Annotated in this window: 17 protein-coding genes, 1 pseudogene and 1 other annotated feature; of the genes and pseudogenes, 9 read left to right on the top strand and 9 right to left on the bottom strand. The window is 65.0% G+C overall.

All coding sequences use genetic code 11. The features are described from left to right. The first annotated feature begins 133 nt into the window (after positions 1-133). The 7 genes from K940_RS27235 to thpD all read left to right on the top strand — a co-directional run bounded on the left by K940_RS27235 (position 134) and on the right by thpD (position 5,976). Positions 134-481 (top strand): hypothetical protein, encoded by a 348-nt coding sequence (locus K940_RS27235; protein ID WP_231390276.1) that lies wholly within the window; start codon positions 134-136, stop codon positions 479-481. Between the two features lie 427 nt (positions 482-908). Further along, the gene (locus tag K940_RS0106950; RefSeq protein WP_028476940.1) at positions 909-1,619 is read left to right on the top strand and encodes a response regulator transcription factor; all 711 of its coding nucleotides are present in this window, start codon (positions 909-911) and stop codon (positions 1,617-1,619) included. After that, entirely contained in the window at positions 1,606-2,709 is a 1,104-nt protein-coding gene (locus K940_RS27230) for a HAMP domain-containing sensor histidine kinase (RefSeq protein WP_051406948.1), read from the top strand. Before K940_RS0106950 ends, K940_RS27230 begins: the two co-directional genes overlap by 14 nt. Positions 2,710-2,934: 225 nt before the next feature. Next, the gene (gene ectA / locus K940_RS0106940; RefSeq protein ID WP_231390282.1) at positions 2,935-3,393 is read left to right on the top strand and encodes a diaminobutyrate acetyltransferase; all 459 of its coding nucleotides are present in this window, start codon (positions 2,935-2,937) and stop codon (positions 3,391-3,393) included. Further along, the gene (gene ectB, locus K940_RS0106935; protein WP_028476938.1) at positions 3,390-4,667 is read left to right on the top strand and encodes a diaminobutyrate--2-oxoglutarate transaminase; all 1,278 of its coding nucleotides are present in this window, start codon (positions 3,390-3,392) and stop codon (positions 4,665-4,667) included. Before ectA ends, ectB begins: the two co-directional genes overlap by 4 nt. After that, positions 4,664-5,062: an ectoine synthase gene (locus K940_RS0106930; protein ID WP_028476937.1), complete on the top strand. Its 399-nt coding sequence runs from the start codon at positions 4,664-4,666 to the stop codon at positions 5,060-5,062. The genes ectB and K940_RS0106930 overlap by 4 nt, the downstream gene beginning before the upstream one ends. A gap of 8 nt (positions 5,063-5,070) precedes the next feature. Next, positions 5,071-5,976, top strand: coding sequence for an ectoine hydroxylase (gene thpD / locus K940_RS0106925; protein ID WP_036527737.1), 906 nt, complete (start codon positions 5,071-5,073; stop codon positions 5,974-5,976). A 101-nt stretch (positions 5,977-6,077) separates the two neighbouring features. On the opposite strand, the gene K940_RS0106920 is transcribed toward thpD, so the two are convergent. The 3 genes and pseudogenes from K940_RS0106920 to K940_RS0106905 all read right to left on the bottom strand — a co-directional run bounded on the left by K940_RS0106920 (position 6,078) and on the right by K940_RS0106905 (position 9,243). Continuing rightward, complete coding sequence (locus K940_RS0106920; RefSeq protein ID WP_028476935.1) at positions 6,078-6,920, bottom strand: alpha/beta fold hydrolase; 843 nt, start codon at positions 6,918-6,920, stop codon at positions 6,078-6,080. 56 nt (positions 6,921-6,976) lie between these two features. Continuing rightward, a pseudogene (locus K940_RS27225) lies at positions 6,977-8,223 on the bottom strand (IS3 family transposase). Then, positions 7,812-7,942, bottom strand: a sequence feature (AL1L pseudoknot). Its footprint overlaps the pseudogene before it by 131 nt. Before the next feature lie 180 nt (positions 8,224-8,403). Continuing rightward, complete coding sequence (locus tag K940_RS0106905; protein ID WP_028476933.1) at positions 8,404-9,243, bottom strand: NAD(P)H-binding protein; 840 nt, start codon at positions 9,241-9,243, stop codon at positions 8,404-8,406. 72 nt (positions 9,244-9,315) lie between these two features. Here K940_RS0106905 and K940_RS0106900 point away from each other — a divergent pair, with 72 nt between their 5' ends. Then, complete coding sequence (locus tag K940_RS0106900) at positions 9,316-10,254, top strand: AraC family transcriptional regulator (RefSeq protein WP_028476932.1); 939 nt, start codon at positions 9,316-9,318, stop codon at positions 10,252-10,254. 222 nt (positions 10,255-10,476) lie between these two features. On the opposite strand, the gene K940_RS0106895 is transcribed toward K940_RS0106900, so the two are convergent. Continuing rightward, positions 10,477-11,289: an SDR family oxidoreductase gene (locus tag K940_RS0106895; RefSeq protein ID WP_028476931.1), complete on the bottom strand. Its 813-nt coding sequence runs from the start codon at positions 11,287-11,289 to the stop codon at positions 10,477-10,479. 69 nt (positions 11,290-11,358) lie between these two features. Here K940_RS0106895 and K940_RS33910 point away from each other — a divergent pair, with 69 nt between their 5' ends. Continuing rightward, complete coding sequence (locus tag K940_RS33910) at positions 11,359-11,493, top strand: hypothetical protein (protein ID WP_255342578.1); 135 nt, start codon at positions 11,359-11,361, stop codon at positions 11,491-11,493. 230 nt (positions 11,494-11,723) lie between these two features. Here the strand turns inward: K940_RS33910 and K940_RS0106880 are convergent, their stop codons facing one another. From K940_RS0106880 to K940_RS0106860, 5 genes are all read right to left on the bottom strand, one after another. Next, complete coding sequence (locus tag K940_RS0106880) at positions 11,724-12,314, bottom strand: DUF6461 domain-containing protein (RefSeq protein ID WP_155980772.1); 591 nt, start codon at positions 12,312-12,314, stop codon at positions 11,724-11,726. Between the two features lie 273 nt (positions 12,315-12,587). Beyond that, on the bottom strand, positions 12,588-13,151 hold the full coding sequence (locus K940_RS0106875) for a TetR/AcrR family transcriptional regulator (RefSeq protein WP_196812121.1): 564 nt from the start codon (positions 13,149-13,151) through the stop codon (positions 12,588-12,590). After that, positions 13,144-13,992: an alpha/beta fold hydrolase gene (locus K940_RS0106870; protein ID WP_196812120.1), complete on the bottom strand. Its 849-nt coding sequence runs from the start codon at positions 13,990-13,992 to the stop codon at positions 13,144-13,146. Before K940_RS0106870 ends, K940_RS0106875 begins: the two co-directional genes overlap by 8 nt. A gap of 193 nt (positions 13,993-14,185) precedes the next feature. Beyond that, the gene (locus tag K940_RS0106865; protein ID WP_028476927.1) at positions 14,186-15,349 is read right to left on the bottom strand and encodes an alpha-hydroxy-acid oxidizing protein; all 1,164 of its coding nucleotides are present in this window, start codon (positions 15,347-15,349) and stop codon (positions 14,186-14,188) included. Continuing rightward, entirely contained in the window at positions 15,346-18,099 is a 2,754-nt protein-coding gene (locus tag K940_RS0106860) for an HAD-IC family P-type ATPase (protein WP_028476926.1), read from the bottom strand. Before K940_RS0106860 ends, K940_RS0106865 begins: the two co-directional genes overlap by 4 nt. Between the last annotated feature and the right edge of the window lie 84 nt (positions 18,100-18,183).

The following is an 18,183-nucleotide window of genomic DNA, read 5'->3' as shown; positions in this document are numbered from 1 at the left end:
ACGACCTGATGACCGGCGAGCAGGGGGCTCCGAGTCGACCAGTTTGCACAAGTTACCCGTGGGGTAGTCAGACACCCGTGGGGTAGTTGGACGCCAGCCCGACAACAGATGCCGATGGCTCGAGGAGCTCGTCATGACAGACCAGCGACGACCAGGCGCCCGGAACCCGCAGCTCGGGCCGGGTGGAACCAGGCCGCCGACTCGGGCCGAGGGGATTGTGGTCACCAGAAATCACGGTGTCATTCGCAGGTGGGCCGAACAGCGTGGCGCCCGACCGGCGACGACCCCGGGTAGCGAACACAACGGCCAGCTCGGGGCGTTGCGGTTCGACTTCCCCGGATATGGCGGCGCCGTGTTGCGCCGGGTGGATTGGGACGAATGGTTGGCCACGTTCGATGCGCGCAACCTGCGCTTCTGGTATCAGGAGTCCGATGCCGACGGTGTGCCGAGCAACTTCAACCGCCTGGAGGGGCCAGGGTAGCCTGCGGGCCGCTGGCATCACCGTGAGTCTCATCACCGGAGTTGATCGGCCTCCGGCTGGAACCTACCAGCTCGTCGATTCGATTCTGTCGTTCGCTGATGATGCGCGAGGCGGCAACGTGATACCCTGGAGAGGTAAAATGCCCTGCGGCCGAAAGTAATTCGACGACAGGACGGCACTTGCCGAAATTTGTCCAGCGGCGGAATTCCCGGGAGAATCACATGATCCGGTCATCGCCAAGCCTGTGAATCGGGTCGCACGCAGCGGCGGGCAGCAGCCGTCATGTCGGTCTGCCGGACGTTTACCAGCTAGCCTCCCGGGTATCCGAAATTGAGCAAGGTTGCTCGAAGCGGAGGGTCTCGTTGGCATGTGGATGCGGGTGTCCGCATCTTGACGCGCCTCCGCGTGTCTGCAAGGGATTAGGGTCTTGAGCGCAAACCTGATGATCGTAGAAGATGACGACCGGGTCCGTGGTGCGTTGCGCCTCGCCATGGAAGACGAGGGCTACGACGTCGACGAGGCCGAGGAAGCCGAGGACGCGCTCACCCACCTGCGCAGCAACGGCGTCCCCGATGTGATGATCGTCGATCTCATGCTGGGCGGTATGGACGGGTTCGAGTGCATTCGCGAGATCCGCCGCGACCACGACGTACCGATCATCGTGGTCAGCGCCCGCGATGACACCCACGACGTGGTGGCCGCGCTCGAGGCCGGCGCCGACGATTTCGTGACCAAGCCGTTCGAGATCAAGGAGATCACTGCTCGCATGCGCGCAGTGCGCCGCCGCGCCCGCTTGACCGCCGAGCGGGAGGCGCCGCCGGAAATGGTTCTCGACGCCGACGAGGAGGCTCCGCTGATCCTCGCGCAGGACAGCGGCGTCGTGCGCCGTGGCGACGAGGAGATCCGGCTCACGCTCACCGAGTTCCGGCTGCTCTGTGAGCTGGCGGAGTCGCCCGGCAGAGTGCTCAGCCGCACAGTGCTGCTCGAACGTGTCTGGGACCGAGGATTTTTCGGCGACGAGCGGATCGTGGATGTCCACATGCGCCGTTTGCGCACCAAGATCGAACAAGATCCATCCGATCCGCGCATCGTGGTCACGGTGCGCGGTCTCGGCTACCGGCTCGATGTCCAGCGCTGAACTCTCCGCACGTGCCAAACGCTGGCACCCGCACACCTGGGGTCTGCGCGGCCAGGTGACCGCGGCGTTCGCTGCGCTCACCGCGCTGATGTCGACGACGATGGCGACCACGGCGTTCATTGCCGCCGGCAACCGGGTGGAGATACCGTACGCAGGATCCGAGCCGGCCGCGGACAGCGAGGTCACGGCCGGCGTGCTGGGTGCTGTCTTGATCGGCTGCGCTGTCGTGACGACTCTGCTCGGCGCAGCTCTGGGTTGGTGGGCGAGTAGGCGGGTGTTGGTGCCGCTGCACCAGCTCGGCCGGGGTGCTGCCGAGATCACCTCTGGCGACCTCGACCTGCGCCTCACTGTCGGCGGCGACCAGGATCTGGCCGCCGCCCTCGAGGCCTTCAACATCATGGTGGACTCGTTGCAGCGGCGCATCGAGCGCGAACACCGCGTTTTCGGCGACGTCAGTCACGAACTGCGGACCCCATTGACCACGCTGATGGCCAGCGTGGACGTACTCAATCGCCACCGCACCGAGCTGCCGGAACGATCGCAACGCGCACTGGGACTGGTCACCGACGAGGTCGATCATCTGCGCCGATTGCTGGATGACCTGCTTGCGTTGGCCCGGGTGGAGGCCGGGCGGCACAACGGCGATGTCGAGCCGCTGTCGGTGCGTGATCTGCTCACCCACACCTTGGCCGACCGACGCTATTCCGCCGATCTGCTCATCGTCGACCAGGACGTGACCGTGCGTGGCCGCAAACTGGAACTGGAGCGCGCGGTGGCCAACCTGCTGCACAACGCGGACCGGCACGGAGGCGGGGTGGTCGCCGTAGCCGTGAGCCGCGACAGCAGCGACGCGGTGATCACCGTCGACGATGCCGGTCCCGGTGTGCCACTCGCGGACCGAACCCGCATTTTCGAACGGTTCGCGACTGCCCGTAGCGGCAGACGCTCACCCACCGGAACGGGCATCGGTCTGGCATTGGTCGCCGAAACGGTAGCCACTCACCGCGGGCGAGTCGAATGCACCGAACGTCCTGGTGGTGGCGCGCGCTTCGTCATGCGTCTGCCCCGGTTGGGTGACATCCATCTGTAACACGACCGTAAAGAAGTCGACAGGTTCACCTCAAAGTCGCTTCGGAAGCCTGGATTAGTACTGCTGACCCTACGAGGGAGTTGTATGTCATTGCCAACCCTGCCCCCAGCGCAGATCGAGCGTGGACGCGTCGACGACGCCGCGACCGCTCCAGGGGGCGCTTCGTCTCGGAGTGACACCGGATCGGTAGTGCTGCGCGCGCCCAACCTGGGCGATGGCGCGTCGATGTGGCGTATCGCCAAGGATTCCGCGGTGCTCGATGTCAATTCGAGCTACTCATACCTGCTGTGGTGTCGAGATTTCGCCGAAACGTCAGTGGTCGCGGACGTGGATGGCCGAGTCGTGGGCTTTGTGACCGGGTTCGTTCGCCCGCAGGCGCCCGACACCGTCTTCGTCTGGCAGATCGCGGTGGACCGTTCTCAACGCGGTCGCGGAATCGCCGCGCAGCTGCTCCACAGCTTGCTCGACCGAGTCGCCGACCAGGGTGTTTCGGTACTCGAAACGACGATCACGTCGGACAACACGGCCTCCATCGCCATGTTCACGTCGGTAGCGCGAGCGCGAGCGGCCGACATCACCAACAGTTCCTTGTTCGATGCCGACGCCTTCCCGGACGGTCACGCATCCGAGGAGCTGTACCGTATCGCACCGACCGCCGGCACCATCGAGGAGAGTCATCGATGATCAACAGCAATACCACCGTGTTCGAAAGCCTCGAATCGAATGTGCGAGGCTACTGCCGCGGGTGGCCCACAGTGTTCACCACCGCCAAAGGGAGCTGGCTGCACGACGAGGAGGGCAAGGACTACCTGGACTTCTTCGCCGGTGCGGGCTCGTTGAACTATGGACACAACAATGATGTCCTCAAGCAGCCGCTGCTGGACTACATCGCCGGTGACGGCATCACCCACGGCCTGGATATGTCCACAGCGGCCAAGCGCGACCTGCTCACGACCTTGCGCGATACGCTGCTGACTCCGCGCGGTCTGGAATACAAGGTGCAGTTTCCCGGGCCGACCGGCGCCAATGCCGTGGAGGCGGCACTCAAGCTGGCACGCAAGGTCACCGGCCGGCAGACGATCGTCAGCTTCACCAATGCTTTCCACGGTATGACGCTCGGCGCGCTGTCGGTCACCGGCAACGCCACCAAACGCGCCGGTGCCGGCGTCCCGTTGGCGCACACCGCCCGGATGCCCTACGACGGGTACCTCGGTGCTGGCGCCACCGACTTCCAATGGATGGAGAAGGTGCTCGACGACTCCTCGTCGGGCGTCGACCGCCCGGCCGCGGTGATCGTGGAGACCGTACAAGGTGAAGGCGGGGTCAATGTCGCCCGCGCCGAATGGCTGCGCCACCTCGCAGACCTGTGCGCCTCCAGAGAGATCTTGTTGATCGTCGACGACGTCCAGATGGGGTGCGGCCGGACCGGACCGTTCTTCTCCTTCGAGGCAGCCGGCATCAAGCCCGATATCGTCACGTTGTCGAAGTCGATCAGTGGCTACGGCCTCCCGATGGCACTGGTGCTGTTCAAACCGGAGCTGGACGAGTGGTCGCCCGGCGAGCACAACGGCACCTTCCGTGGCAACAATCCCGCATTCGTGACCGCGACGACGGCACTGCGCCACTACTGGTCCGACGACGCTCTCGCAGTCGCGACCCAGAAGAAGGGCGATCAGATCGCGCGCACCCTCGGCGAACTGGCCGGGCATTTCTCCGGTGTCACCACCCGCGGTCGCGGCATGGTGCACGGCGTGGTGTTCGACGACGCCTCGCAGGCGGGCAAAGTGTGCCAGATCGCCTTCGAGCGCGGTCTGCTGGTCGAGACATCCGGATCCACCGACGAAGTAGTGAAGCTTCTGCCACCATTGACCATCACCGAGCAGGAACTCGACCAGGGCCTGCGCATCCTCGCCGATGCGGTCGAGTCGGTGTGCGGTGGGATGGGAGCGAATGCATGATCGTGCGTACCACCTCGGGGATCACCGACACCGAGCGCGACGTGGCGGGCGAGGGCTGGCGCAGCAAGCGCATCGTTCTCGGTGGCGACGGGGTCGGCTTCTCCTTCCATGAGACCACCATCGATGCCGGGGGCGTGCACGAGTTCCACTACCTCAACCACATCGAGGCAGTGTGGCTCATCGAGGGTGAGGGAACGTTGACCGACCTGGACAACGACGTCACCTACGAGCTGGGTCCGGGCTCGATGTACCTGCTCGATGGGCACGAACGTCATCGCCTCGACGTACGTACCCGGATGAGAATGATGTGCGTGTTCAACCCGCCGGTCACGGGGCAGGAGGTTCACGACAGCAACGGCGTCTATCCACTAGTCACCCCGACGATCGGAGGGTAAAGGCACCTATGGTTCTGCAGCACACCGATACGCGACTCGGCACTGATCGTGACGATCGCTATGCGACCCGTCTCGGCGCGCCGGGCGCCCATGTGCAGCGCACCGACCCCACGGTGTGGGGGACAGTCGACAATCCGAAGATCGCATCGTTCGATGCCGACGGGTTCGCCATCCTCGACGATTTCCTCACTCCCGCCGAGGTAGCCGAGTTCAGTGCCGAGATCGATCGGCTCGCGTCCGATCCGGAACTGCGTGAGGACGACCGATTCATCGTGGAGAAGACGTCGAATCGGGTGCGGTCGATCTTCGAGGTGCACAAGCTCAGTGCTGCGATCGCGGATCTGGTGCGAGAACCCCGGGTGCTGGAGCTGGTCGAGCCGATTCTCGGCTCGAAGGTGTACATACACCAGAGTCGCGTCAATTACATGCCAGGATTCCGTGGTACCGGTTTCTATTGGCATTCGGATTTCGAGACTTGGCACGCCGAAGACGGCATGCCCACCCCGCGGGCGGTGAGCTTGTCGATTGCACTGACGGAGAACTATCCGTTCAACGGCAGCCTCATGGTGATGCCGGGCTCGCAGCGCACCTTTGTGCCGTGTCAGGGCAGCACCCCGGCCGAGCACTATCGGGAGTCGTTGCAGGAACAAGAGATCGGCGTACCGACTCCCAAAGACGTCACCACGTTGGCGAAGCAGTACGGGGTCACGCAGTTCACGGGCACGGCGGGCTCGGCGCTGTTGTTCGACTCGAATCTCATGCATGGATCGGCGAACAACATCACGCCGTTCCCGCGATCGAACATTTTCGTGGTGTTCAACAGCGTGGAGAACACCATTGTCGAACCGTTCGCCGCTCCGGCGCGCCGGCCGGAATACATCGGTAGCCGCGACTTCACCCCGCTACGGAACTGATTCGAGTTCGTCTCGCGCATGTGATCCCGCCCGAGCACGGTGTGGGCCACATGCGCGAGGCGCCGCCGCTGCAGGGATGGCGTCGGATGGCAACGATTCCTTCATCGAGCACGAGTATCTCCGAGGAAGTCCCCGATGGCTCCGGCCAATAGTTTCGGCTGATCCTCGGGGATCAATGTATAGCTGTCGGCAATCTCGACCAGCCGCGCATTCGGGAAGAGTTTTGCCAGGCGACGACCGTGCGCAATGGGCATCACCCGGTCTTCGGTTGCCCAGGCGATCAAGACCGGTTTCGTGAATTGTGCCGAACGGTTGGCGATTTCGAGCATCCGGGCACGCTTCGGAACGGAGCCGAGATACTTCTCGAGGTCCCGCCGAATACTGCGGTCGACCGTAGCCGGGCGGAACCATTCATCCATCACCGCGGTGGGTACGGGCCGCTTGCTCATCGAGCCCCAGGTGACCGGACTGCGTCTGCCCAAGCGGGTGTCGAGCACTGCCATCACCGCACGCAACCCGCCCGGGACCAGGCGGGAGGCCACGATGATCTTGGCGGGCCAAGGAGGGTAGTTGTCGAACGCCTCGCACGAGGTCAGCACAACGCGACCCACGCGTTCGGTATCGCCGGTGCCGATGAGAATCTGCGCCCCACCCCAGTCGTTTTGAACCAGGGTGACGTCGTGAAGATCCAACTTCCCGAGGAACTCACCGATGAGCCCGGCTACTCCGACAAGCGAGAGATCAGCGTCGGGGTTCATCGGGATTCGGTGTCCGCCCAACGGCCAGGTCGGAAGGATACAGCGGAGTTCGTCGCGCAGCTGGTCGACGACGTGGCGCCACAGCGTGCCGTCCATGATCAGACCATGTATGAAGACCAGAGCCGGCTTGTCTCCACCGGTGTCCTCGTATTCGATCGTGCCTGCAGACAGTTCCACCTGCACCATGTGGCGTCTCCTTCGTTGGTAGCATGAACTGTCCTGGATCCGTTGGAGACCCGAGTTCAGGCCACCTCGGCCGAGATGGTCTGTTGATGGTAGATGTGTTCATATTCGACCGGTGGCTGGTATCCGATCGCGGAGTGCAGGCGCGTGGTGTTGTACCAGTGCACCCAGGACGCGGTTTCCCGCTCCAACTCCGCTCGCCCGGAGAAGACCGAGTTCGGGTCGATCAGCTCGGTCTTGTAGAGCCCGATCGCCGATTCCATGAGCGCGTTATCGAGGGCATCTCCGACACTGCCTATGGACCCGGCGATACCCGAATCCCGTAATGTCTCGGTGAAGGCCAGTGACGTATATTGAGACCCCGCATCGGAAGGATGTATCACTCCTGTTGCGGTGAAACGGAAATCGGTTCGCCGGCGGGTGAACAACGCTTGTTCGAGCACCGACGTCACCAACGGTGTCGTCTTCGACGTCATCACCCGCCAACCCAGAATCCGCCGCGAATACACGTCCACATAGAACGCGGTGTAACAGAACCCGGCCGAAGTCCAGCAGTAGGTGAAATCGGCAACCCACCACTGATCCGGACGCACCGGTGTCGACCACGCCCGCTCGATCAGATCCGGATGCCGCGGCTCGGCCGCGGGGCCCGGTTCGGTGGTTCTGGTGGTGCGCCGAGGCACGAACAACTCCATCGATGCCGGTCAACCGCATCAACCGCGCTACCTGATCACGGCCGATATTGTGGCCCGCCCGGCGGGCGGTGTGCCAGAGCTTGCGCACCCCATACAGGCCCCGATTCGTGCGCCACAGGTCGAACAACCTGTTCGCGGCGTGGGCATCGGCCCAGGTGGCGTCGCTGATGCCGCGTTGCTTCGCGGCGTAGTAGGTGGACGGGGCGATCTTGAGCCCGTGCTCGGTCAGCACACGGCAGATCGGGTCGACCCGAATTTGTCCCGGTGTTCGTCGATGTAGTCGACGATCACCGCAGTCGGCGGTCGACCTCCGCCGCCGCGAAAAACGCGCTCGCGGTCCGCAAAATCTCGTTCGCCCTGCGTAATTCGACGACCTCACGCCGCAGCGCTTGGAGTTCGTCGGACTCGGTCGCAGCCGCTGCGGCCGGGCCGGTATCGCCTTGTTCGGCGCGGGTAACCCAGTTCCGCAGGGTCGCGGGGTTGATATCCAGCAGTGCTCCGACATGCCGGCGCGCGCTGGCCATCGAGTCCCCGTGCTCGCGGATCCGGTCCTGATACATCCGCACCGCCCGAGCACGGGTCTCCTCGTCGAACTTCCGTGGTGCCGCCATGACTGACAGTCTCCCTTGCTATATCGGGAGTCTCCAGCCAGTCCAGGAAGGTTCAAGCAAGACAGTTGTATTTCGTTGTGTTACAAGGATTGTCTTCGATGTCGGAGTTGTCGGGCGTAGTTCTGGTGTCGACGTCGCCAGTGGCACACGGCGAGTGCGTGGGTGTGGGCGGGGTGGGCGTCAAGCCTTGCCCCAGATTCCGGTGGCCGCGGTGTTCGTGGCGTAGTCGGCGAAGTCTCGGGGTGGCCGGCCCAGCGCACGCTGAACGCCGTCGGCCACCTGTGCGTTGCGGCCGTCCAACAAGGTCGTGAAAAGGTACGTCAGCAGCTCGATTAACTCGGCGGGAACGCCTTCGGCGGTGAGGGCATCGGCGTACTCCTCGAGGGAAGCCTGCACGAAGTCGATGGCCCGGCCCGTCGCGGTGGAGATCTCGGCGATCGCCTCGCCGAAGGTGAGCAACCGGGGCCCGGTCAGCTCGTAGAGCCGACCGGCGTGCCCGTGCTCGGTCAGTGCCGCCACGGCCACCTCGGCGATATCGTCGGCGTCGATGAACGGCTCGGGCACGGCCCCGGCTGGGAGAACGACCGCACCGCCGCGCACCGGTTCCAGGAGGTAGTCTTCGCTGAAGTTCTGGTTGAACCAAGCCGACCGCAGGATCGTCCACTCGACTCCGGAGGACTGAACGAGTTCTTCGGCGGCCTTGGCCTCGTCCTCACCGCGGCCGGAAAGCAGCACCAGTCGCGAGACCCCGGACGCCACCGCGAGTTCGGTGAATGCGCCGACCGCCTCGAGCGCGCCCGGCACTGCCAGATCGGGGTAGTAGGAGACATACACCGTCTCCATGTCGCGAAGGACCGGCGCCCAGGTCGTCTGGTCGGTCCAGTCGAAAGGCTGCTGGGCGGTGCGGGAACCAATCCGGACCGGGACTCCACGTCCGTTCAGGCGTTCCACGATTCGGCGGCCGGTCTTGCCGGTGCCGCCGAGGACCAGGATGGGCTTGTGCTCTCGCTCGTTTGTCATACCGACCATTGAAGTACACCAATGTGAGACAGCACATGGCTGATGCTCGCAATTATGTGTTCAATCGTCTACATGGATGCAGTCGTAGGTCTTCTCGACGGACCCCGGGCCCGAGGCGCGTTCCTGCTGCGTTCGGTCCTGACCCCACCGTGGTCGATGGCGATCAGAGACGAGGCGCCACTCACCCTGGTGGCCATGGTCCGAGGTGACGCTTGGATCATTCCGCACGCGGGCACGGCGGCACGGCTGAACCCCGGGGATGTCGCGATCATCCGCGGCCCCGATCCGTACACGGTCGCCGACGACCTGTCCACGACACCGCAGGTCGTGATCCATCCGGGCCAGCGCTGCACCGGACCGGATGGACAGGAACTGTCCTGGATGACCGAGTGTGGGGTACGGACCTGGGGCAACAGCACGCACGGCCCGACGATGCTGCTCACCGGCACGTACACCATGCAAAGCGAGGTCAGTCGACGGCTGCTGAACACACTGCCATCGCTGCTCGTAGTGTCGGGCGACTCCTGGGATTCCCCGTTGATCCCCTTGCTGGCCAGCGAGATCGTCAAAGACGACCCCGGCCAGGAAGCGATCCTCGACCGGCTGCTCGACCTCCTGCTCATCGCGGTGCTACGCGAATGGTTCACCCGACCCTGGGGCGAAGCCCCCGGCTGGTACCGGGCATATCAGGATCCCGTCGTCGGTCGGGCCCTGCGGATGCTCCACCACAATCCGGACCAGCCCTGGACCGTGGCGTCACTGGCCGCCGAAACCGGAGTCTCCCGTGCGGCGTTGGCCCGCCGATTCACCGCGTTGGTCGGCGAACCGCCCATGTCCTATCTCACCGACTGGCGACTGGCTCTGGCCGCCGACCTGCTGTGCGAGCCGGACGCCACCGTCGCTGCGGTTGCCCGCCAGGTGGGTTACGGCAGCTCCTTCGCCCTGAGTACCGCCTTCAAACGTCGCCGTGGGGTGAGTCCCCGAGAACACCGTAGGGCCACACGGACGTAGTGGTCGCGGCCCGCGAGTCCGAGATCCGCACAGGTGAGAGCTTCCCGCGCAGCCGTGGTGAGGTCACCTGTCTCGGAATCGGCACACACAGCCGCCGCCTCGGAGTGCACCGACCCGCCGCATGTCCTTCGATCGGGCGGCGCGTCGTACGTCCGACTGCTGCGAGTGCCGATCCGTCAGCAGGTGGTGGGCGCAGGCTCGAAAGGCCCAGGCGGTGAGCATTCAGCCAGCGGCGAAGCGTGGGGCGTTGTCTGCGGCCCACCGAGCGAACGTCGTCGCTGTTCGGCCAGTGATGTCCTGAACACTGGTGAGGGGCAGAACCGGGGGTGTCAGGTCGAAACCGGCAAGGGCATTGTCGACGTACCACGTCGCGGAGTCTCCCATCGTCGGGGTCAGAGCGGTGACGGTGTCCTCTCGCGACGACCGGCAGAAGGCGATGTCGCGGCCGAGTGCGTTGGCGAGTTGCCGGACGAGGTCGGTACGGGTGAGGATCTGCGGCCCCGCCAGAGAGAAAGCCCGGCCCGGATGGAGGTCGGTGAGCAGCGTAGCGGCGACGGCAGCGATGTCGTCCATGGCGATGGGCGCGCTTGCGGCATCGGGCCGCGGTTCCCGGACAACGCCGGTCTCGCGTATCTGGTGCGACCAGAGCAGCGTGTTCTCCATGAAATCACCGGGCCACAAGTGGGTCCACGCCAAGTCGCTTTCCTCGACAGCCGTGCAGACGGTACCCCACCAACTTTCCGGTTCACCGGACAGGTCGACGACATGTTGCACGCCGGCGGCCCGGGCCAGTCCGAGAACCTCGGTGACACTGTCCGGCGTGGGCGCCAAGTACATTCTGTCCACCCCGGCGAACGCTGCGGGCAGGGTTTCCGGTCGCCGCAGGTGGCCTTCGGCTACGTGCACCGTGGCGGGTAGTGCGGCCTTCTCCGGGTTGCTGGTGAGAGCGCGAATATCGGTGATGCCCAAGGCGAGTAGGTGGTCGACAACCTTGCGTCCGATGTTTGCGGTGGCCCCGGTTACTAGGATGGTCATCCGCGCATAGTAGGCGTACCCCGGATTTGTGCGCACTGGGTTAATCCGGTTGGTCGAGAGCGAACCACGATGAGTCCGTTCAGCTCGGCGGTGGCGGCGATTTTGAGGTCGGGCAGAGGTCGATGGGCCTATGGCCGCGAGGAATCCGCCGAAGTGCTCGAGGGCGAGGCCGTCATCCGCGCTCACGAAATCCTCGAGCGGTGAACATTCGGGCGCGGATTCGCCGTCACCATGCACTGGTATACAGAGCTGCGATCGTCAGCCCCGTGAACAGACGTTGCATGTAGACCGGTGTGACCGCCTAGGACATTCAGTCCGTACGGGTCGGCGGTGGCGGTGCGCGCTCGGACGATCTCGGACCGATGCCCCGTCTCGTTGAACCTGAGGTAGTCCCCGCCGACCCAGGTAGGCGGCGCACGTGAGTGGCTCGGCAGCTACCGCGAGGCTGGGGGCAGGAGCCGGCCGCTGAGGACGGGACGCTCGTGGAGGTCCTCCGGCACCCCGACACCGAGGTTCTCCGCAAGTCGGTAGAACAATCCGAGGGACCCCAAAGGACCGTATTCGTCTTCTTCGGGTCGGGCGCCGAGAGTCTGCATCTCGGTGTCGAAGCGGTGCGGGTCGCTACCTGTTCGGTCGGCTGGGGCGAGGCTGTTGCCGAATCCGGTGACGAGGCGGCCGTCCTCGGCGTAGTGGAACCCCACCAATTTTGGGTTGGCGTACAGCACCAAGGCTGCGGTTCCGATCGAGGCGCGCAGCACCAATCCTCGGTCCTGCATGCATTTCCAACTTCCTTCCTCCCAAGCCCAGGCCCAGCTTCGGTAATGTCCTGCGCTGACCACGTATCCGCCGTCTTCGTAGAGTAGACCGCCCAGCTCGTAGTGGAAGTCATCCGGCCCGCGCACTGCCACGGTGTTTCGGTCGACACCCATCCGTTCCAACAGCTCCCTGGCGTTGATCTGACGGGCGAAGGTAAGGTTGAGCAGCGGCAGATCCCTGCCGTACATCCACCCAAGACCACCGGTCATGGTGTTTACACCGCCTCCGGTTCGTTGATCTCACTCGACGTCGGGAACCGCGGTCCATGATCATGAATCCAGGAGTCGTCATCAGCTGAAGTAGTCACAGCAGCCGACACTGCCATCAGCCACCGACATCCATGGCCGGGTCCGGATTCTCGAAACCCTCGACGCGTGGACAGCGGCGCGGGTCGTTGTCTTTTGTGGTGGTAGCAGAGAGTGTCGGCGATGGCGCTGAGTTCGAGGACATGCTGGTTCAGCCCGCCGACACGACCGGCGTCCTCATAGAGTGCGCAGGCCTCGATCGGCGAAGGTGATCAGCCACTCGAAGCTCTCATCGACGTCGGTACTCCACTGGAAGGCGTTCGCCACCTGTAATGTGGCGAAGCCGTGGAAGAGGCTACGGAGTGTACGGAGGGCGTGGTCCACGTCGGACTCTCCGATGTCGTAGCCGCGCAGGATCGCGGTGAACGCGTCGAGCAGTCGCTGTCCCGCGGTGGCCAGCGGGTCGTCGTGGCTGGACGGTTCCACACCGATCGTCGCGGCGTACCGGCCGGGATGTTCCAGGACGAAAGCGCGGAAGGCGCACGCCGCGGCCGCCAAGGCCGCACGGCCCGCGTACCCTTGGACCGCGTAGCCGATAGCGTCAGCGGCCTCGTTCAACGCTAGAGTCGCGATGCGCCGGTTGAGGTCTTTTTGTCCGCCCACGTGCTTGTACAGAGACGGGGTGCGGACGCCCACCCGCTCGGCCAGCAAACCCATCGTCATGTTGGCAAGGCCCACCTGGTCGGCGAGTGCGGCACCAGCCACGACCACCGATGCCGGGTCCAGGCCGACCCTAGGCACCTGTGGCCTCCGACCGGAGGAAGGCGAGTACCAGTGAAACCACCTGGTCGGGGAACTGGTCATGCGGGTAGTGCCCAGCGCCCTCGATCATCTCGAGGCGACCGAGGCCAGGCGGCAGGGCATCGACGATTGCCAGTCCCTCGGCGTGCGGGTCGGCCCAGTCGGGGTCGAGCGTGCCCATCACTACCAGAACCGGGCAGCGGACGTTGCCGAGTTGCGCGCCGGCGTCGGTCGGGGCGCTGCGGCCCATACTCTGCATGGCCTTCATCCGGCCCGGCTCCTGTAGCAGAGAGTCGATACGGCCGAGCCGCTCGACCCAGTCGGCCGGCTTCACGCCGGGGTAGGCCACGTCGAGGTACGAGCGCCAAAGCAGCAGGCTGCCGAACACGCCCGTGCCGAGCAGTCGTAGCATGCCGCGCCGGAATCGTTTTATCCGTAGGTCGCCGAAGCGGATCGACTGCTTGCAGGTGAACGGCGCCAACTCGACAACCTTGGTGATCAGCGAGGGCTCCTGCGCCGCGGCGATGGTGGCGGCGCCGCCCGAGATCGAGTGGCCGACGAGCACGGCCGGGCCGCCTAGATGGCGGATCACGGCGAGCAGGTCGCCGGCGATGGCGGTGCGACTCCACGCCGACCAGCCGACGCTGGACTCGCCACAGCCGCGTAGATCGACCGCGGCGACCCGATGGCCTGCAGCCACCAGTGGCGGGATCACCGCACGGTACGCGGCGCGACTGTCGCCCATGCCGTGCGCAAGAACGACCAGCGCGCCAGACCCCTCCACGCTGTAGGCGATCGTGCCACCATCGACCGCAAGGTACTCCTGCATGATATCCCTCATATCTAGCTATCATTGTTAGCTATATAACTAACTCAATTAGCCGAACCGGATCTTAACAATGACGCCATGCCACTGTCGAGTCAGACCGTGAACGAAGCTCGATATCGCCGAGCACGGTGTCATCGCCCGCTCAGCGCCGAGCTTGGTGCGCGCGACCGGATGCGTCACCGGTTGGTCGGCGCCAGGCGGCCGGCTAGGTGATACGCCGGATCGCCTCGGGGGAGAGGTCGGCGATGGCCGGATACCCGTCGAGCGCCATCAGCAGGTCGGCTTCGGCCAGTAGGCAGCGAAGCACGTGCACGATGCCCTCGACACCCGCCAGCGCCAGACCGTAGGCATAGGGGCGGCCGATGCCGACAGCTGTGGCACCCAGCGCCAACGCTTTGACGATGTCGGCGCCGGTGCGAATACCGGAGTCGACCAGAACCGGCAGTCCGTCGGCGGCTACCACCACGTCCGGCAGGTGCTCGATCGCCGGGATGCCACCATTTGCTTGCCGACCGCCGTGGTTGGAGCAGTAGATTCCGTCCATGCCCGTGTCCTTGGCGCGGCGCGCGTCGTCGGGATGGCAGATCCCTTTGAGTACGAGTGGTAAATCGGTCAGCGATCGCAGCCAGATCATGTCGTCCCAAGTCGGGGGGCTGCCGAGGAGCGAGATCCAGGTCATGACGGCGGTCTGCAGGTCCTGCTCGGGGGGTGTGGGCGTCAGGCTGCGAAACACCGGGTCGCTGAAGTAGTTGGCCAGACAGTGTCCGCGCAGCTGGGGGAAGGTGGCCAGTGTGAGGTCGCGTGGTCGCCAGCCGTATAGCCACGTGTCCAGAGTGACGACGATGCCCTTGAAACCCGCAGCTTCTGCCCGCCGGACCAGGTTGTGCGTCAGATCCCGGTTGGATGGCATGTAGAGCTGGAACAGACCGGGGGTTGCACCGAATTCTGCGGCCACCACCTCCATGGGATCTTCGGTGAGCGTGGACGCAACCATGGGTACACCGGTGCGCGCGGCTGCCTGCGCGGTGGCGATATCTCCACGTCCGTCTCGAGCGCAGAGCCCGATCACCCCGATGGGCGCCAAGAAGATCGGGGTCGGCATGGCAATGCCGAACAGATCGATGGACAGATCACGGCTCGCGCTCGATCGGAGCATGCGCGGGACCACGCCGAATGTGCCGAACGCCGCTACATTGACCCGTTGGGTGAGCTCGTCGCCCGCGCCGCCGGCAACGTACGCCCAGATGTCGGCGGGCAGCGCGGAACGCGCCTGTGTTTCCAATTCGGTGTAGGTCATCGGCAGGTCGGGTGGCCTACCCGCAAGGCCTTGCGCGTAGATCTCGTTCTGGTAGTCGCCGAAGTTCGTCACACCGCTCCTGTTCTAGCCTCGAAACGCGACGGTGCGTGATAGTCGGGCCGGCGCAGGCGTTTGTCGACCCCGACGATGAGGCTGACAACGACCGCGATGACCAGGATGCGCAACCAGGTCGCGCCATCGATCGGCGCCGTGCCGAATACGGTGTTCATTGCCGGTAGGTAGGTGATGGCGAGCTGGCCGACGGTTTGAAGGGCAATGCCGGCGATGATCCACCGGTTGGACAGCAGCCCGATCCACCACGCCGATCGAGTCAGTGAGCGGCAGCTGAACAGATAGAACGCTTCGACCACAACGAAGAGGTTCAATGCCGCGGTTCGGGCTTCGGCCAGGTTCGCGTCGTGCCCCAGCTCCCATTCGAACAGCCACCACGACCCCGCGACCAGGAGAAACGACACCAAGAGTGTCCGAACGATGAGGGCGCGGGTGAGCAATGACTGATCGGGGTTGCGGGGCGGCCGGCTCATGATCCCGGACTCTTTCGGTTCGAATGCCAACATCAGCCCGAGAGCGACTGCCGTGGTCATATTGATCCACAGGATCTGCGTGGGCAGGATCGGCAGGCTCGTCCCCGCCGCGATAGCAGCCAAGATCACCAATCCCTCACCGATATTTGTCGGCAAGGTCCAGGTGATGAACTTGACCAGATTGTCGAATACGCCGCGCCCCTCTTCGACGGCCGCCTCGATGGTGGCGAAGTCGTCGTCGGTGAGCACCATATCGGCGGCGTCCTTCGCGACCTCGGTGCCGGTTTCCCCCATTGCCACCCCGATATCGGCTTGGCGCAGGGCGGGGGCGTCGTTGACACCGTCGCCGGTCATGGCGACGACGTGGCCGCGGGCCTGCAACGCCTCGACCAGGCGGAGCTTCTGTTCCGCCGAGACTCGGGCGAACACGCTGGCACGGTCGACCGCCTCGGGAACTTGCTCGGCGGGGAGGGCGGCGAAGTCCTTTCCGGTGAGTAGTGCCCCCTCGGTGCGGGTGTCGAGGAGGCCGACGTGGGTTGCTATCGCCTTGGCGGTTTCGGCATGGTCTCCGGTGATCATCTTCACCGCGACTCCGGCGGTATGGCAGGCGGCCACGGCTGCTGGTGCGGCGGCACGTGGCGGGTCGAGCATCGCCTGCAATCCGGTCAGCACCAGGTGGCGGGCGAGAATCGTCTGTTCGAACTGGCTGGGGTCGGACACCGGGCAGGTGGCGGTGGCCAGCACCCGTAGTCCCTGGCCCGCCAGGTCGTCGGCCGCGCGAAGAACGTCGTCGCGGTCGAGTGGCTCGGTGGCGCCGCTGGAGTTCATCTGCAGCGAACACAGGTCGAGTACGCGCTCCACAGCTCCCTTGGCCAGGGCGATGTGGTCGGCCCCGTCGGATGCCGTGTCGCGATGCAGCGTGGCCATGTAGCGACGGTGGGAGTCGAACGGGATCGTCGCCACCCTGGGCACGACCCGCGTCACATGCTCCGGAGTGATGCCCGCCTTGGCCGCAACCACGAGCATGGCGCCCTCGGTCGGGTCACCGACTACTTCCCAACGCCCACTCTCGTGGGTGAGTGCAGCATTGTTGCAGCCGGCTCCGGCCAGAAGCGACCAACGTAGCGCCTGGTGGGACACCGATTCCAGCGGCTGTCCCGCAGTGTCGAGCACAGCGCCGTCCGGGGCGTAGCCGGCGCCGGTGACCTCGAATCGACTGCCCGGTGTCCACACGGTGCGGACGGTCATTTGGTTCTCGGTGAGCGTGCCGGTCTTGTCCGAACAGATGACCGTTGTGCTGCCCAGAGTCTCCACCGCCGGCAGCTGCCGGATCACAGCCCGTCGTCGCGCCATCCGGGCGACCCCGATCGCCAATGTGATGGTGACCGCAGCTGGCAACCCCTCCGGGATGGCGCCGACCGCAAGCGCGATCGCGGCGGTGAAGGTGTCCACCACATCTTGCCCGCGCAACAGTCCTATCCCGAATGTCACTGCGGCCAACGCGAGGATGGCGGCGGTCAAGACCTTGCTGAAGCCTGCGAGCTTCTTCGTCAACGGCGTCGCCAGGGTTTCGGCGGCCCCGACCAGTCGGTGGATGACACCCAGTTCGGTGTCTGCGCCGGTTGCGATCACGATCCCAGCGCCGCTGCCGGTGACCGCGAGCGTGCCCGAGTACAAGATGTTGCGTCGGTCGGCGATCGGTGTGGCTGCCGGCAGCACCACCTCGCCCTTGCTCACCGGCACGGACTCGCCGGTCAGCGCAGACTCGTCCACCTGGAGCTCCACCGACTGGGTCAACCGAAGGTCAGCGGGGATCTTGTCGCCTGCTTCGAGAAGAACGAGATCACCAGGGATCAGCTCGTCCGACAGCACGCTCTGTTTGCGCCCATCACGTACCACGGTTGCGTCGGTGCGCACGATCGAGCGCAATCCTTCGAGCGCGGCCTCCGCCTTGGACTCTTGGACGAAGCCGACGATCGCGTTGACCAGCACTACTGCGAAGATCACCACGGCGTCGACATACTCGTGCAATCCCGCGGTGATCGCGCCGGCGGCGAGCAGCACGTAGATCAGTGGATGGTGGAACTGGCGGGCAGTGCGCTTCAGCCAGCCGACGTCGCCTGCGACAGGCAACGTGTTAGGCCCGAAGTGAACCAAACGGTCGGCGGCGTCTCGCCTGGTCACACCACGGCGGCGATCGGTGTCCAGCAGCGATACCACCTCATCGACTGCCAACTCGTGATGCGTATTGGGCGCTCGGGACACCGACGTCGTCATCACCTCTCCTCACTTCGCCACGCGCAGAATGCTCTTCTGCCGGCTTCGTGCCCTACCGCACCATTTCGCAGTGACCACGCTTTT

This window comes from Nocardia sp. CNY236 (assembly GCF_000482385.1).
Lineage (GTDB): Bacteria > Actinomycetota > Actinomycetes > Mycobacteriales > Mycobacteriaceae > Nocardia.
This window is presented reverse-complemented; position numbering and strand designations above follow the sequence as displayed.

Bases quoted from the DNA above. Each gene is read 5' to 3' on its own strand.
- K940_RS0106905 (WP_028476933.1), bottom strand. From the start codon at position 9,243: ATGACAAACGAGCGAGAGCACAAGCCCATCCTGGTCCTCGGCGGCACC.
- ectB (WP_028476938.1), top strand. From the start codon at position 3,390: ATGATCAACAGCAATACCACCGTGTTCGAAAGCCTCGAATCGAATGTG.
- K940_RS27230 (WP_051406948.1), top strand. From the start codon at position 1,606: ATGTCCAGCGCTGAACTCTCCGCACGTGCCAAACGCTGGCACCCGCAC.
- K940_RS33910 (WP_255342578.1), top strand. From the start codon at position 11,359: ATGAGTCCGTTCAGCTCGGCGGTGGCGGCGATTTTGAGGTCGGGCAGA.
- K940_RS0106870 (WP_196812120.1), bottom strand. From the start codon at position 13,992: ATGAGGGATATCATGCAGGAGTACCTTGCGGTCGATGGTGGCACGATC.
- K940_RS0106900 (WP_028476932.1), top strand. From the start codon at position 9,316: ATGGATGCAGTCGTAGGTCTTCTCGACGGACCCCGGGCCCGAGGCGCG.
- ectA (WP_231390282.1), top strand. From the start codon at position 2,935: ATGTGGCGTATCGCCAAGGATTCCGCGGTGCTCGATGTCAATTCGAGC.
- K940_RS0106860 (WP_028476926.1), bottom strand. From the start codon at position 18,099: ATGACGACGTCGGTGTCCCGAGCGCCCAATACGCATCACGAGTTGGCA.
- K940_RS0106880 (WP_155980772.1), bottom strand. From the start codon at position 12,314: ATGACCGGTGGTCTTGGGTGGATGTACGGCAGGGATCTGCCGCTGCTC.
- K940_RS0106920 (WP_028476935.1), bottom strand. From the start codon at position 6,920: ATGGTGCAGGTGGAACTGTCTGCAGGCACGATCGAATACGAGGACACC.
- K940_RS0106895 (WP_028476931.1), bottom strand. From the start codon at position 11,289: ATGACCATCCTAGTAACCGGGGCCACCGCAAACATCGGACGCAAGGTT.
- K940_RS0106930 (WP_028476937.1), top strand. From the start codon at position 4,664: ATGATCGTGCGTACCACCTCGGGGATCACCGACACCGAGCGCGACGTG.
- thpD (WP_036527737.1), top strand. From the start codon at position 5,071: ATGGTTCTGCAGCACACCGATACGCGACTCGGCACTGATCGTGACGAT.
- K940_RS27235 (WP_231390276.1), top strand. From the start codon at position 134: ATGACAGACCAGCGACGACCAGGCGCCCGGAACCCGCAGCTCGGGCCG.